13 protein-coding genes and 1 pseudogene are annotated in these 12,508 nt (G+C 56.9%); 3 read left to right on the top strand and 11 right to left on the bottom strand.

Annotated features, from left to right (window positions below; genetic code table 11):
• Both HH303_RS19680 and HH303_RS19675 read left to right on the top strand, forming a co-directional pair.
• On the top strand, window positions 1–318 hold the full coding sequence (locus HH303_RS19680) for an NUDIX domain-containing protein (RefSeq protein WP_169627123.1): 318 nt from the start codon (window positions 1–3) through the stop codon (window positions 316–318).
• 199 nt (window positions 319–517) lie between these two features.
• Window positions 518–1,288 (top strand): class I SAM-dependent methyltransferase, encoded by a 771-nt coding sequence (locus HH303_RS19675; protein ID WP_169627122.1) that lies wholly within the window; start codon window positions 518–520, stop codon window positions 1,286–1,288.
• On the opposite strand, the gene HH303_RS19670 is transcribed toward HH303_RS19675, so the two are convergent.
• The 10 genes and pseudogenes from HH303_RS19670 to HH303_RS19625 all read right to left on the bottom strand — a co-directional run.
• Window positions 1,269–2,186 carry an NAD-dependent epimerase/dehydratase family protein gene (locus HH303_RS19670; protein WP_169627121.1) on the bottom strand — a complete coding sequence of 306 codons (918 nt, stop codon included), beginning with the start codon at window positions 2,184–2,186 and terminating at the stop codon, window positions 1,269–1,271. The two genes, HH303_RS19675 and HH303_RS19670, sit on opposite strands and share 20 nt — an antisense overlap.
• A gap of 38 nt (window positions 2,187–2,224) precedes the next feature.
• Complete coding sequence (locus HH303_RS19665; protein WP_169627120.1) at window positions 2,225–3,220, bottom strand: NAD-dependent epimerase/dehydratase family protein; 996 nt, start codon at window positions 3,218–3,220, stop codon at window positions 2,225–2,227.
• Between the two features lie 54 nt (window positions 3,221–3,274).
• A complete protein-coding gene (locus HH303_RS19660) occupies window positions 3,275–3,934 on the bottom strand; it encodes a class I SAM-dependent methyltransferase (protein WP_169627118.1) in 660 nt (219 codons plus the stop codon).
• Window positions 3,934–4,827 (bottom strand): NAD-dependent epimerase/dehydratase family protein, encoded by an 894-nt coding sequence (locus tag HH303_RS19655; protein WP_169627116.1) that lies wholly within the window; start codon window positions 4,825–4,827, stop codon window positions 3,934–3,936. Before HH303_RS19655 ends, HH303_RS19660 begins: the two co-directional genes overlap by 1 nt.
• Complete coding sequence (locus HH303_RS19650) at window positions 4,824–6,122, bottom strand: nucleotide sugar dehydrogenase (RefSeq protein ID WP_169627114.1); 1,299 nt, start codon at window positions 6,120–6,122, stop codon at window positions 4,824–4,826. Before HH303_RS19650 ends, HH303_RS19655 begins: the two co-directional genes overlap by 4 nt.
• Complete coding sequence (locus tag HH303_RS19645; RefSeq protein WP_227421963.1) at window positions 6,119–7,030, bottom strand: Gfo/Idh/MocA family protein; 912 nt, start codon at window positions 7,028–7,030, stop codon at window positions 6,119–6,121. Before HH303_RS19645 ends, HH303_RS19650 begins: the two co-directional genes overlap by 4 nt.
• 30 nt (window positions 7,031–7,060) lie before the next feature.
• Window positions 7,061–8,614: a PfkB family carbohydrate kinase gene (locus HH303_RS19640; RefSeq protein ID WP_169627110.1), complete on the bottom strand. Its 1,554-nt coding sequence runs from the start codon at window positions 8,612–8,614 to the stop codon at window positions 7,061–7,063.
• A gap of 71 nt (window positions 8,615–8,685) precedes the next feature.
• On the bottom strand, window positions 8,686–9,696 hold the full coding sequence (locus HH303_RS19635) for an NAD-dependent epimerase/dehydratase family protein (RefSeq protein ID WP_169627108.1): 1,011 nt from the start codon (window positions 9,694–9,696) through the stop codon (window positions 8,686–8,688).
• Window positions 9,693–10,694: an NAD-dependent epimerase/dehydratase family protein gene (locus tag HH303_RS19630; protein WP_169627106.1), complete on the bottom strand. Its 1,002-nt coding sequence runs from the start codon at window positions 10,692–10,694 to the stop codon at window positions 9,693–9,695. Before HH303_RS19630 ends, HH303_RS19635 begins: the two co-directional genes overlap by 4 nt.
• A gap of 383 nt (window positions 10,695–11,077) precedes the next feature.
• Window positions 11,078–11,704: pseudogene (locus tag HH303_RS19625) on the bottom strand (IS3 family transposase); the annotation flags it as partial.
• 77 nt (window positions 11,705–11,781) lie between these two features.
• Between HH303_RS19625 and HH303_RS19620 the strand changes: the two are divergent.
• Entirely contained in the window at window positions 11,782–12,021 is a 240-nt protein-coding gene (locus HH303_RS19620) for a hypothetical protein (RefSeq protein ID WP_319637476.1), read from the top strand.
• A gap of 12 nt (window positions 12,022–12,033) precedes the next feature.
• On the opposite strand, the gene HH303_RS19615 is transcribed toward HH303_RS19620, so the two are convergent.
• A partial coding sequence (locus HH303_RS19615; RefSeq protein ID WP_455011044.1) for an oxidoreductase occupies window positions 12,034–12,508 on the bottom strand: 475 nt, incomplete at its 5' end.

The raw sequence follows: 12,508 nt of genomic DNA, 5'->3' as shown, positions 1-12,508 counted from the left end.
ATGGGCCGCGAGCTGTTTACCACCGCGAAGTCGTCCCAATCTGCGCAGGACGCCGTCGCCGCGCTTATCACCACGGGCGACGGTCGGTATCTCATGCAATTGCGCGATATGCTGCCACATATCTGGTTTCCAGGACATTGGGGCTGTTTCGGCGGCGCCGTCGACCCGGGTGAGAGCCCGGAGGACGCGTTGCGACGAGAATTGGCGGAGGAGTTGAGCCTTCGCGACTTCACGCCAACGCTCTTCACCCAGTTCGACTATGATTTGCAGCCGATAGACTTTCGAAAGTTTATCGGATGTATTTTGAGGTCGTCATAGACGAATCGATGATAGACGACTTCGTCCTCGGGGAAGGGGAGAAAATGGAATTGGTCGAGGGGGGAGACTTGCTGGTAAATCGCCCGGTCACACCCTATGACGCCTTTGCAGTCTGGCTTTATAGTCAGAAAAATCGTCTTTTATCGAGTTGATGGCGGCTTTCGTCTATAAGTTGGCTTGCGCGCCTAAGGAGCACAATATGAAATTTACTACCGAACAGATTCTGGACCTCTATCGGGAACAGGCGGCGAAGCATGGGGACGGCGGCACGTCGACCATCCAGGATATTCGCACCCGTGTCTTGGAAATCGAAGCTCTCGCCGCCCATCTGAGTGATGGCGAAAAGGTTCTTGAGGTCGGTTGTGGAAACGGCTTCGTCGCGGAGGAACTGGTAAAGCTGTTTTCGATCGATCTCGATGCATTCGATTTTTCGCCGGATATGATCGAAATCGCCCAAAAGCGGAAGATCGAGAATGCAAAAGGCCATGTCAGCTATGCGGTCAATGATGTGCTCAAACTCGATGCCGACGGTCTCTATGACACGGTGCTGAGCGAGCGTTGCATTCAGAACCTCGTTTCCTGGGACGATCAGAAGGTTGCATTGGAAAATATCGTCCGCGCGCTCAAACCGGGCGGCCAGTATGTGATGCTGGAGTCTTTCTGGACCGGGCTGAACAACCTGAATGAAGCCCGGGGTGAACTGGACCTCGAAGAAATTCCGGAATCGTGGCACAATCTCTTCTTCGATGAAGACAAGACGATTGCCGAAATGGAACGGTTGGGCTGCTCCTATGTCGATCAGAACCCGTTTTTGAGCGGCTACTATTTCGGTTCGCGCGTGCTGCTGCCCGCCTTGATGCCGAAAGGCAAGAAGGTCACGTCGAATTCGCGGTTGAACGATTATTTCTCGGCATTGCCGCCGGCCGGCGACTTCTGCCCGATGAAGATCGTCAGGTTCCGGAAGAACTGATCGGCTTGAGGAATTCGCGCTCGCCGAATTCCTCAAAATGCGCCTGCTTCAATCCCGCCGAAAGCGGGGTGTGACCGAAGTCCGGGAACGCTGTCGAAAGCGCCGCCACGTCAAAGGTGCGGTGGGTGATCGGCAGTGTTCTCGTCGTCGATACGATTTCCGGACGCGTGTCGAACTGGTCGGCGACGGTTTCTGCGACTTCCATGAAGGTCGTTGATGTCCCGGTGGCGAGGTTCAAGGTGCCCTCGCTATGACATGCGAGAACCCGCACCGTCAGGTCAACCACGTCGCCGACATAGATATGATCGCGGGTTTCTTCGCCGCTTCCCCCTAGCACGATGCGTCCGGTCTCCGCTGCTTGCCGCCGGAATCTGTTCGGTCCGTAGGAATCGTGGCTGTCAGCACCGCCATAGACCGAAGAACATCGCAGTACGGCGACGACGCAACCGGTCAGCTTTCGGAACATCATCTCCCGGACGATATGCATCATGCCGTAATAGTCTTCGGAGGAGATCGGACTCGCCTCGTCCACCGGGGCCTCGTCGAACGGATAGACGGCGTCGGAACTCATATAGACGACATGGCGCACCGGCTGGATGTGCAGGGCTTTGAAGACATTTCGGCCGATGGCGAGGTTCTTCATGAAGGAATCGATGTCCCGGCCCCTGTCCGGGGTCAAGGCGGACAAAACCACTACGCTGTCGGTCGGCGAAAGGATGTCAGCCAGCCGATTGACAGACCCCGGTTCGGTCAAATCTATATCCGCCGACCCGAAGCCGATCGTACAGATTCCGTCCGCATGCAGCCGTTCGACCAAGGCACGACCGATGAAGCCGTTCGCGCCCAGTATCACGACCCGATCCGGCGAGTGTTCAGCCGATTCATGATGCCGTATCATGCGAACATCCTCGAATTTCCCCGGTACCGTAGCGGGCATTATGCCCGCAAGGTGTAGTCCGTCGGCCAATCGCGAATTTGATCCAGGTAGGTTTTCCCCCAATCGACCATTTCCGCCAGACCCTCGTCCCATCCGATTTCAGGTGCCCATCCCACGGCGTCTTTGATTGCGCTGGAATCGAGCCAATAGCGGCTGTCCTGACCAAGGCGGTCGCCGGTTACTTCGCACAGTTCCTCAAACGGGATGCCGAGCGCACCCGCGCAACGTTCGACGACTTCGTGGATCGATGTCGGATTGAGCGGACCTGCGTTGAAGACACGGCCTTCCGGCCCTTTCTCCGCGATCAGATGAATGGCGCGGCCCAAGTCGCGGGCGTGCATATAGGACTTTTCGGCCTTGCCGCCGCCGTGAAGGGGCAGCTTGTGGCCTGTCAGACCGGCCCAAATTGCCTTGGGAATGACCCGATGGAGCAACTGGCCCGGGCAATAGCAATTGCAGGGACGGATGATTGTCATCGGGAACTGCTGGAATTTGTTCACCGACATTAAATACATGTCGAAGGCGACCTTGGACGCGGCATAGGGGCTCGACGGCTTGATCGGTTCTTCCTCGGTCACGGCGCGGTCGACGGATCCGTACATTTCGGACGTACCGATCTGGATGAAATGTTCCATCCAATCCCGTTTTATGAGCTCTTCGGACAGCCGGGCCAAGGCCATGGAGTTGGTTTCGAAGAACCGCCAGGAATGTTTCCATGACACGGCGCCTTCACCTTGGGCGGCGAAATTGATGATTACATCCGGCTTTTCGCGGTCCAGAAGCTCAAGCAGCAGGTCCAGTTCATGCGTCACGTGATAGGCGTAATACTCATAACCTTCGCGCTGATCGACATTCATCGAGAAAGGTTCCGGACGAAGCGCCTGACGGCCGATCCCGATTACCTTCTTCGGTTGGGCATGGTCCAACAGGTACAGAGCCGTGTGAATCCCGAAGGAACCGCCGCCGCCGATGATTGCGTATGTTTTTTCAGACATGGTATCTCTCGCTTTTTGGTTATGGCTGCACTTGGCGCCTTGTGGGCGACGACGCTATTCGATGATGGTCCAATAATAATCGCCGGTATACCCGGCTTCGTCGAACAGTTGGACCCAGCCGTCGGGGTAGTCGTGAAATTCCGCGGTTAGCACCCAGTTCTCGAAAACCGCCTTCTGTTCGGGCGTGCGATAGCTGTCGACGCGGACAAAAGCGTTTCCGTTTGATAGGCGTTGTATTTCCTGCAACGCGGTCTTTGCTCGCGCGCGCGGCAGATTATGGATCGTGTCGAGTGAGATGACCGCGGAAAATGCGCCGTCCGGGAAGGGCAGATGATCCGCCGAACCGAGATGCAGCCTGCCGACCACATTGGGATGGCAGTTCATCATCGCGTATTCGGAGATGTCGAGGCCATATACCTCCAGCCCCGGTAAGGCATCGACCAGGTCCTTTACCAGGAAACCCTTCGCGCAGCCGACATCGAGCACGCGGTCACCGGCTTTCAGTCCGAAATGTGCGATAATGTCCTTAGCAACCGGCACCCACCGGCCGTCGTATTTGTAACCGCCATAACCGTAGTCCCGTGGTCCGTCGAAATACATTTCGCCGTATTCTTTCGAGATGCGCATGGTTTCCGGGTTTTTCGCGTCCAAGCGGGCTTCGATATTGCGCTTCGCCTTCGGCAAGGCGGACAGAAGGTTCAATTCGCGGCCCATTATGCCGTCTCCGTGGTTTCAACAGCGACGCGGGCAAAGCCGTCTAACGGTTGGACATATTCGAAATCCTGGAAGGCCGCGCGGGTTGCAGCGGGATCGAACGGTCGATAGCCGTTATGCGGCATCGGCCCGGACCGCGGCGTGCCTTCGATCGCGACCGGCGACGACGCCAGCCCAACAATCGCTTCCGCAACTTCCCGGAAGGAGATAACGGCTCCGGTTGCTGCGTTGAGCGCGCCACGGGAACGGTGCTGGAGAATACGCAGCGCGAGGTCCGCAACATCTTCTACATAGACATGATCGCGGCGCTCTTCACCATTGCCGAACAAGGTGATAGACTTGCCTTCGGCGACTAGGCGACGGAATCGGTTGGGGCCATAGCCGTTATGCGGATCGCCCGCACCGTAGATGAGTGTCGGTCGAAGTGTGGCGAACGGAGTTTCACCGGCGGCTTCCCGCAACATGACTTCGCGCAGATAGTGCATGATGCCGTGCAATTGTCCGGGTTCTTTCGGCGATTCTTCCGTCAGGGCATCGGGACTGTCCGAATAGATGGCATCGGATCCGATATTCAACAGATGGGCGACCGGCTGACTCTTCACTGCCTCTACGAGGGTGTCGATGAGCGCGACATTGTCCTTCAGCATGGCGGCGTTTTTAACCGGCGCGATCGCGGAAACGGCAACCAGGGCATCGTCGGGCCGCAGCAGTCCCGCCAGACGGGTAGCGGCGCCTTCTGCCAGCAAATCGACGTCCCGACGCGTGATGGGCAGCACGTCGAGCCCTGCCGCTTGCGCCTTTTTGAAGATGGCGCCACCGACGAAGCCCGCGGCCCCGACGACAACTACACGGTTTGGGCGACCGCCTTCAGGCCAATCATGGGTTAGCGTCACGATCTTGTCTCCGTTTCGATAGGATCTACCGGAACCCCGAGGCTACGCCAATCGAGACCGGCATTGCGACTGGCTACCGGATCAAGCGTGCGATAGGGGTCGATGACGATATTTCCGGTGAGCCGCTCCGAGATCGCCCTGGGATCCGCCTTGCGGTAAATCGGCCAAGGGGTCAGGATCAAAAGCGCGTCGGCACCGTCCAACGTCACCATCGGGTCGGCGAGCGCGACGGCATCGGCGCGGCCTACCGCCGTCGGCGGGACGACCGGGTCGTGGACGCGCAATGCTGCGTCCGGCAATTGGGCGAGCGTCGCCAGTGACGGCGAATTCTTTACGGAATGGGTGTTTTCCTTGTAGGCAAGGCCCCAGACGGCGAGCGTTTTGTCCTGGATACCGAGCGCTTGGACGGTGCGGACAACCCAATCACGACGATGGCGGGCATTGGCGATCCATGCTTCGACCACACCGGCATCTGTGTCATGTTCGCCGGCAAGCCGAATGACGGTCGCCAAATCGCGTTCAAGGTTGCCGCCGGCAATGCCGAGCCCCGGTGATAGATAGGAATAGGGACCGATCCGCCGGTCGAGTTTGAGGGACGGGGCGATCTCGCTCCAATCCGCGCCGACATTCTCGCACAATTCCGCCATGGTGTTGGCGACGCTGATCGAGGCGACAAGGCACATGTTGATCGAAATCTTGGCGAGTTCCGCGCTTTCATAGCGCATCGGCACGATCGCGCAGTGATGTGCTTCCAAAAGCGTCCGGTAGGCGTCCGGAAGCGTTGCTTCGGGGGCGGCGCAGCCGACGATATAGCGTTCCGGCTCGCTGGCCCGCTGCACGGCGATGCCGAATACTAGCGTTTCAACCTGGTAAAACAGTCGGTCCTTGGGGAAGTCCAGACCACGGGTGAAGCCGGGCGGGACCTGACACAGGATAACAAGAATGGCCGTGGCCGAAAGATGCGGTGTCACCGTCGCAACAAGGGCGCGAATTCCGGTGAGGTCGCTTTTCCCGGTATCGTCGGTGGGAACATCGGGGGCGATATAGACAACGTCGCAGGCCGCGAGATCGCAGAGAGATGCGGTGAACCGTTGTCGCGCGCCGTTGTCCTTCACCAGATCGTTCAAGCCCGGCTCCACAATCGGTAAATCGCCGCTCGCCATTCGTCCGATCAGTTCCGCATCGGGATCGAAGCAGACCACGGGAAAACCCTTCCCGGCGGCGGCGGACGCGGAAACGAGACCCAGATGGGTCATGCCGACAAAGGCGATTGTGGGGGGCTTGCTATCCGTCATGACAGACTCGCCGCGACGGCATTTTCGCCGAGACGCCTCAAAAGGCGGTTTAACCTCACGTCACCCTTCAGGTCGGTGACGGCACCTTGTTGGCACAGTGCCTTGAAATGATCGTATTCCATAGCCCAGGTCGGGTCCTCTTGAATGAGGGTGACTTGTTCTTCCGGTGGGCGGCCGCTCGGCAGGACCCGGGTTCTTTTGGTAAAGGTGCTCGGTCCCCATTTGCACAAAGATTCGATATGCGCCGTCCCATTTTCCGCGAGAATGTCGCAGGTGAAGTGGTTTCGCCACTGCAACAACGTCATTTCGAATTCAAGCTGTGGTTTATGATCGACTGAGCCGAAAACCACGTGATCCGGCGCCCGGTTTTCGAAGCAGTTGCTGAAAACAATATTGAAGTCGTCGCACGTCGCACCGAACCAGAAGGCCGCGGTGTCCAGAAGATGCGACCCAAGATCGTGCAATACGCCGGAGCCTTGGTCACGCCATTCGGAATTGCGCACCAGTCGGGCGGTGCCGTTGCCGTAGAACATCCGGCATCGATAGATGTCGCCGAGTTCCCCTGAAGCGATCAGATCGCGCATTCGGACGAAATGAGGCTCGAAGCGATGATTGTATGCTGTATACAGAACAGCCCCATTGGTGCGCGCCAAACTCTCAAGGCGTTCTATGTCGCTATCGTCCGCCGCCCAAAGCGGCTTTTCAACGAGAACATGTTTCCCGTTCGAAAGCAGGTAGCTCAATATCTCGATCTTCGGATCGTCCGGGATGCAGCATAAGGCGGCGTCAAATTCGCCGAGAGGAACGTCCGTGATCGATCGATAGTCGGCGACATCGGGGGTCGGGTCTACCGATGCGACAAAATCCGTTCCAGCGAAAGCTTTCCGCTTCTTTCCCTGAACGCCCATGCCGACCACGATACTGCGCATTGCCGTTGCCTATTGGTATTGAATGCGCCGTTCGACGGCGTCGATCTTCGCTAGAACATCTTGCGGTGTGACCGGGACATTGCCGTCGCGTTCGCATACGCAGGCGGCCGCCATGGATCCCAGTATCGCTGCGATGACCGGTTGTTTGTTTACAAGCATGGCAAGCGTACTATAGGCGAGGAGACCATCGCCGGCGCCGACGGCATCGACGACGCTATCGGCGAAGCTGTCAATGCTGAAGAAGCTGTCCAGGGACTTATGATCCCCGCTGATATAGGTCAGGATACCGCGCTGGCCGATTTTTAGGATTAGGGTTTCGCATCCGGCGGCGTCGTAAAGGTCCGATGCAAGCGACCGAAGCGGAGAATCTTGATCAGCCAATGCAAAGCGGGCTTCCCGTTCATTCGGTGTGATCAGATCGAAGCCTTTGAACTCAATGATATTGCCCCATCGGCTAGCGACCTGGCTATCGGCCACCTTGAAACAATTCGAGGGAACGGAATCAATCAAACGCGGAATGGTTCGGCGGTTGAAAATACCATGACGGAAATCACTGAAGATCAACGCATCAGTATTGATCGATTTTACCGCGTCGGCGATTTGGCTCAGGATATTGTCGCTGATCGACCGGTTGTCCAAAGTATCAACTTTCAAAAGCCGATACCCGCCAACGACAAAGGCATCCTTGTTGACCGTGGGGCGCGTCTTATCAATCTGCGGATGGACGATTACACCGGCTTTCTGCAGGTCGTCTAAAGCGAATCTTCCAAGCGTGTCATCCCCCAGCACGGTGGAGAAATGCACATCCGCACCGGCGGCTCGAAGATGCTTGGCAACGATACCGGCACCACCGACAAAGTTCGTGCGATTCTCGAACAAGACGCTCATCGTCGGTGTCTTGGTTTGTCCGCCGATCATGGCGCAATTGGTCAAACTGTCGATGATCGTGTCGCCGACGATATGCACCTTCTTTCCGGTGATCTGCGTCAGCGTTTCACGCAGCTTGTCGAAGGTAACGCCGTGCCGTTCCATAACGGTTAGCGTTTTCTCATCGCGGATTTGCGGCGACGCCATTTCGATCAAATTGGATGAAGAATAGACGATGTCCCCTGGGGTGAAGATCATTTCACCGCCATATTCGGAAATGACCTCGGTTTCCTCGATGGTCTTCGGATTCATCGCCGTGGTGGCGTTATATTCGTATCCCTTCGCGAAGAAATCGGGTTGAATGAAGCGGATGTTTTCCAGTGGTGCCGCATTCTGATCGATCACGACAAAATCGACCATTTCGAATGCCGCGAGGTTGGCCGCCCGCAAATCTTGCGGGACATGCGGCCGATAGGTGCCTTTTTCGATATGCCGGTCAGCCGTAATTGAAACGAGAAGAATGTCAGCCTTGCTTTTCGCGTAGAGCATGTGCCGGACATGGCCCGGATGCACGACATCGAACACGCCATGGCACATGATGACTTTCTTCTCGCGCGGGTATGGACCCAAAATTTCGCGTAGTTCCTGAGGCGTCTTTATTTTATGCCCATAGCGTTCAGTGAGTGAGACCAGCATTTGCCGAAACCTATTTAATTAGTCCTGCTGGAACGCAGGAATTCCCGCGTTCCTACGATGTATGCCAAAAACTAAGACGCCTTCTTGTCGTTCCCAAGGAAATCGAACCATGTCTTTGTAGCCTGTGCGATGGAATTGGGATCCCAAAGGGGGGCGTTTTCCCAGGCGCCGATATCGGCCATCATCATGGCGACGCCTTCTTCGAACGCAACGGTCGGGGCCCAACCGATATCCGCAGAAATTTTCGAAATGTCCGCGAAGGTGCAGTCCGGTTCACCGGGGCGTTTCGGGACAAAAGTTTTTTCGCCACCGATCAAGTCCACCAAATGGTTCACCGATTGCGGGTTTCCCGCGCCAAGATTCCAAATTTCGCCGACTTTATTCGTTTCCGCCGCCAGAAGAAACGCGCGCGCTACATCGGTGACATACAGGAAATCGCGTGTCTGTTCGCCATCACCTACCACGGTAAAGGGCGCGCCAGCCAATTTCTGTCGGAAGAACACACCGAAGACCGCCCCATACGCACCGGTCGTCCGCACCCGCGGGCCGTAAGCGTTGAAAATCCGAATCGCATTCACCGGCAACCCGTAAACCTGATGCCAATGGAACGCAGACTGCTCACCCATATACTTTGACAGCGCATAGGGATATTGCGGTTGAATCGGATGGTCTTCGCGGGTCGGAGTCTCTGCGAGTCCATAGCAGGAGGACGACGCCGCATAGACGAACTTCTTCGCTCCGCATCGCCGCGCGCCTTCCAGAACCCGGACCGTCCCGGAAACATTGGTTTCCATATAGTTTATGGGGCGTTCGATAGACGGGATGATGTCGCCGATCCCAGCGAAGTGAAATATATAACCGACGTTGTCGAACACCGCGTCGTCAGGGGCCAATTCGCGGATATCGGCAACGACGAGTTCCAGGGCAGGATTGTCGCGTTGCTGCTCTAGATTTTTCGCATGACCACCTGACATGTTGTCCAAAACACGGACGGCATATCCTTCTGCGAGGAGCAAATCGACCATATGGGAGCCGATAAAGCCGGCTCCCCCGGTTACGAGAGCTAGCGCCTTCGAACTCATGTCACTTCGCCCGCTTTCAAGGTTCGGACATTGTAGTATTTATCGTCCGCCATGCTGTTCGGCAGTTTGCCCTCCTTGAAGGCCCCGCACAGGTCGCGAATCGAATCTTCAATGCTGAAACGCGGCTTGAAGTCCAACACCCGGGTGACCTTGTCGGAGTTGATGTGGTACGACCGATTGTCATCGGACGGCGTCGTGACGATCTTGATCGGTGCCTTTTCGGGGAATTCCTCTTCAACAACTTTTTTCACCAGCAACGCCAAGTCGGCGATGCTCATGTTTTGGAAGCCGACGTTGAAGACTTCGTTCTGCACCTTTTCCGCAGGCGCCGTCATGAAGACCTCAACAGCGTCGCAGTAGTCCTGGATATGCAGGTTGGGGCGCATTTGTGAACCGCCAAACACCGTAATCTTGTTGTTCGTGATCGCGTGGTTCGTCAGGATGTTCACCGACAGGTCCAAACGCTGACGCGGGGCGTATCCGCACACGGTAGCCGGACGGAAGATGACACCGACGAAATCGTCGTCCGTGTATTTGTGCAGCAGCGGCTCACACAATCCTTTGTATTTGTTGTATAAAGTCAACGGAAGTAGCGGGTGTTCTTCGGTCACATTGGGTTGTTCGGACACCCCGTAAACGGAACTCGAAGACGCGTATACGAACCGCTTAACCCCGGCTTTTTTGGCGGCGGCAACCATGGGCTCGAACGCGTCCATGTTGATCGACGTGGACAGCGATTCGTCCAATTCGAAACTCGCATCGTTCGAAATACAGGCAAGATTAACGACGATATCGATACCCTTGAATGCATCGACCAGTTTAGCGGTATCGCGAATATCGCCTTCGATCAGCGAAAAGTTCTCGTTTTCGATAGGCAGGAAATCCTTACCGAAAAAGCAGGTGTCGTACGCCGTTACCTTGTATCCGGACTTTAGGAGTTGTGGGCACAACAGGCTACCAATATAACCAGCACCGCCGGTAACAAGAACATGCTGCATGATTTCACCTCGATACGTGACAACGGATTAAGGGGCCGAATTCCCATTTCTGAAGGGCACTGTCGCCAAAAAGTGTGACACTCTGATCATTGGTTCGTCGCACGGGAACGCAACTCACTCCATGCGATTGTCTAACCTACGCAACTACCTTATGCAATCTCATAGGGTTGTTGAGAATAGCCCGTTCTGTAACGGGCCTATGTTAGTCAATCCCTTCGCGTGGTCCTGTCGCCGGTGTCTTGCTTCTGTACGGGGTCGGCATGCGACCGCCACCTGATGGGGTTTGATGAGGATAAGGCCGACCAATTTAAATATGCGTGATCACGATGCCACTCAGGCTGTTCCGGTCTGGCCCGATCCGTCGTCCCGGCGACGGGACTTCGCTCCGGGGGCACATTCCGTTGCCGCTCGAAGTCCACGGGCGACAGCATTCCGTTTCTGACGTGTTTTCGCTTTGGATTATAGAACATCTCGATGTAGTCGAACACGTCCCGTCTGGCCTCTTCCCGGGTTTTGTAGGTCCGGCGGCGGATTCGTTGCCGTTTAAGCAGATTGAAGAAGCTTTCGGCGACGGCGTTGTCGTGGCAATTGCCCCTTCGGCTCATTGAGTGCTCAAGATTGTGGGCGCGGATGAACGCAGCCCAATCCATGCTTGTGAACTGAGAGCCTTGGTCCGAGTGGATCAACCCCCGGCCCTTCGGCTTCCGGCGCCAAACGGCCATGTTCAGGGCTTGCAGCACGACCTCCGTGGTCTGACGGCTTTGCATCAACCATCCGACGACCTTGCGGGAGTAGAGATCGATGACAACCGCCAGATACTCAAATCCCTCCAGCGTGTTGTCGATCGCAAGGGACGGTTTGTCGCCATGCGTGCCGGGGCGGCGTTTGTAACCGATCTGAGCTTTTATCCTGGCCATCCGCGCCAGCCGGGCGACACGGTTCGGACTGACGCATTCTCCCTAGTCGAGCAGATCGTCATGCAGTTTGCGATAGCCATAGGCCTTGCCTGCTGGCGGCGGAGCCGGCCGGAAACCAACTCGTCGCCCATATCGGCAGCGATTACGGCGGGATCGCCCTGCAGCGAACCGTGGATCAGATCGTCGTCAATCACGGCACAATCCCGTTGGACGATTTGTATTTCGACCTGAAGCCGCTGTCCCGCAATCTGGGGGAGGTCGACTACGACGCCCTGATTGCCGGGGAAATGCAGACGGTCAGCCGAAACGCCGATGGCCGGTTCCAGCTATTCCGTATCGGGGACGCGGTCTCCGCCCGCAATACGCATGCGGCAATCTATGACGCGCTCCGGCTGGTCAGGACTGTTTGACGCAATAAAGGGTCAGGCGGTGCAATCCCCGAAACGCGCCCGCCAGAGCGGGATGCGATCCTTGTCGCGTTCCTCGTAGGCGTCGATTGCGTCGGGGATATCCATCGGCGGTTCGGCGTCGCGGTCTTCGGCGATTTGCGTCAGGTGCATCGTGTACCAGGCTGTGATCCCGCCGTCGGGTGGATTGTCGAACCGGGGGAAGACGGGATTCCGGGGTGGGGATTGAGCCCAGCTTTTCGGTAGGGAAGGGTCGATGACAAGGCTTCTTGCCAGACCGATCATGTCGGCGCTACCGTCCGACAGGATATCCGCGGCTTCTTCCCAGGTTTTGATGCCGCCGGTCAGCATGATCGGCTTCTTGGTGCGCGTCTTGGCCGCGCGTGTGAAGTCCCGGAAATAGGCACCCTTGGCGCGCCCGTCCGACGCCGCCTTCGCGCCGGGGAAATAGGTCCCGCCGCTGGTATCGATCAGATCGATGGCGGACGCA

Origin of the sequence: Pacificispira spongiicola (assembly GCF_012926505.1) — a bacterium.
In the GTDB taxonomy this organism is placed as follows: Bacteria; Pseudomonadota; Alphaproteobacteria; order UBA8366; family Aestuariispiraceae; genus Pacificispira; species Pacificispira spongiicola.
The sequence above is the reverse complement of the archived record's forward strand: the minus strand, read 5'-3'. Positions and strand labels throughout refer to the sequence as shown.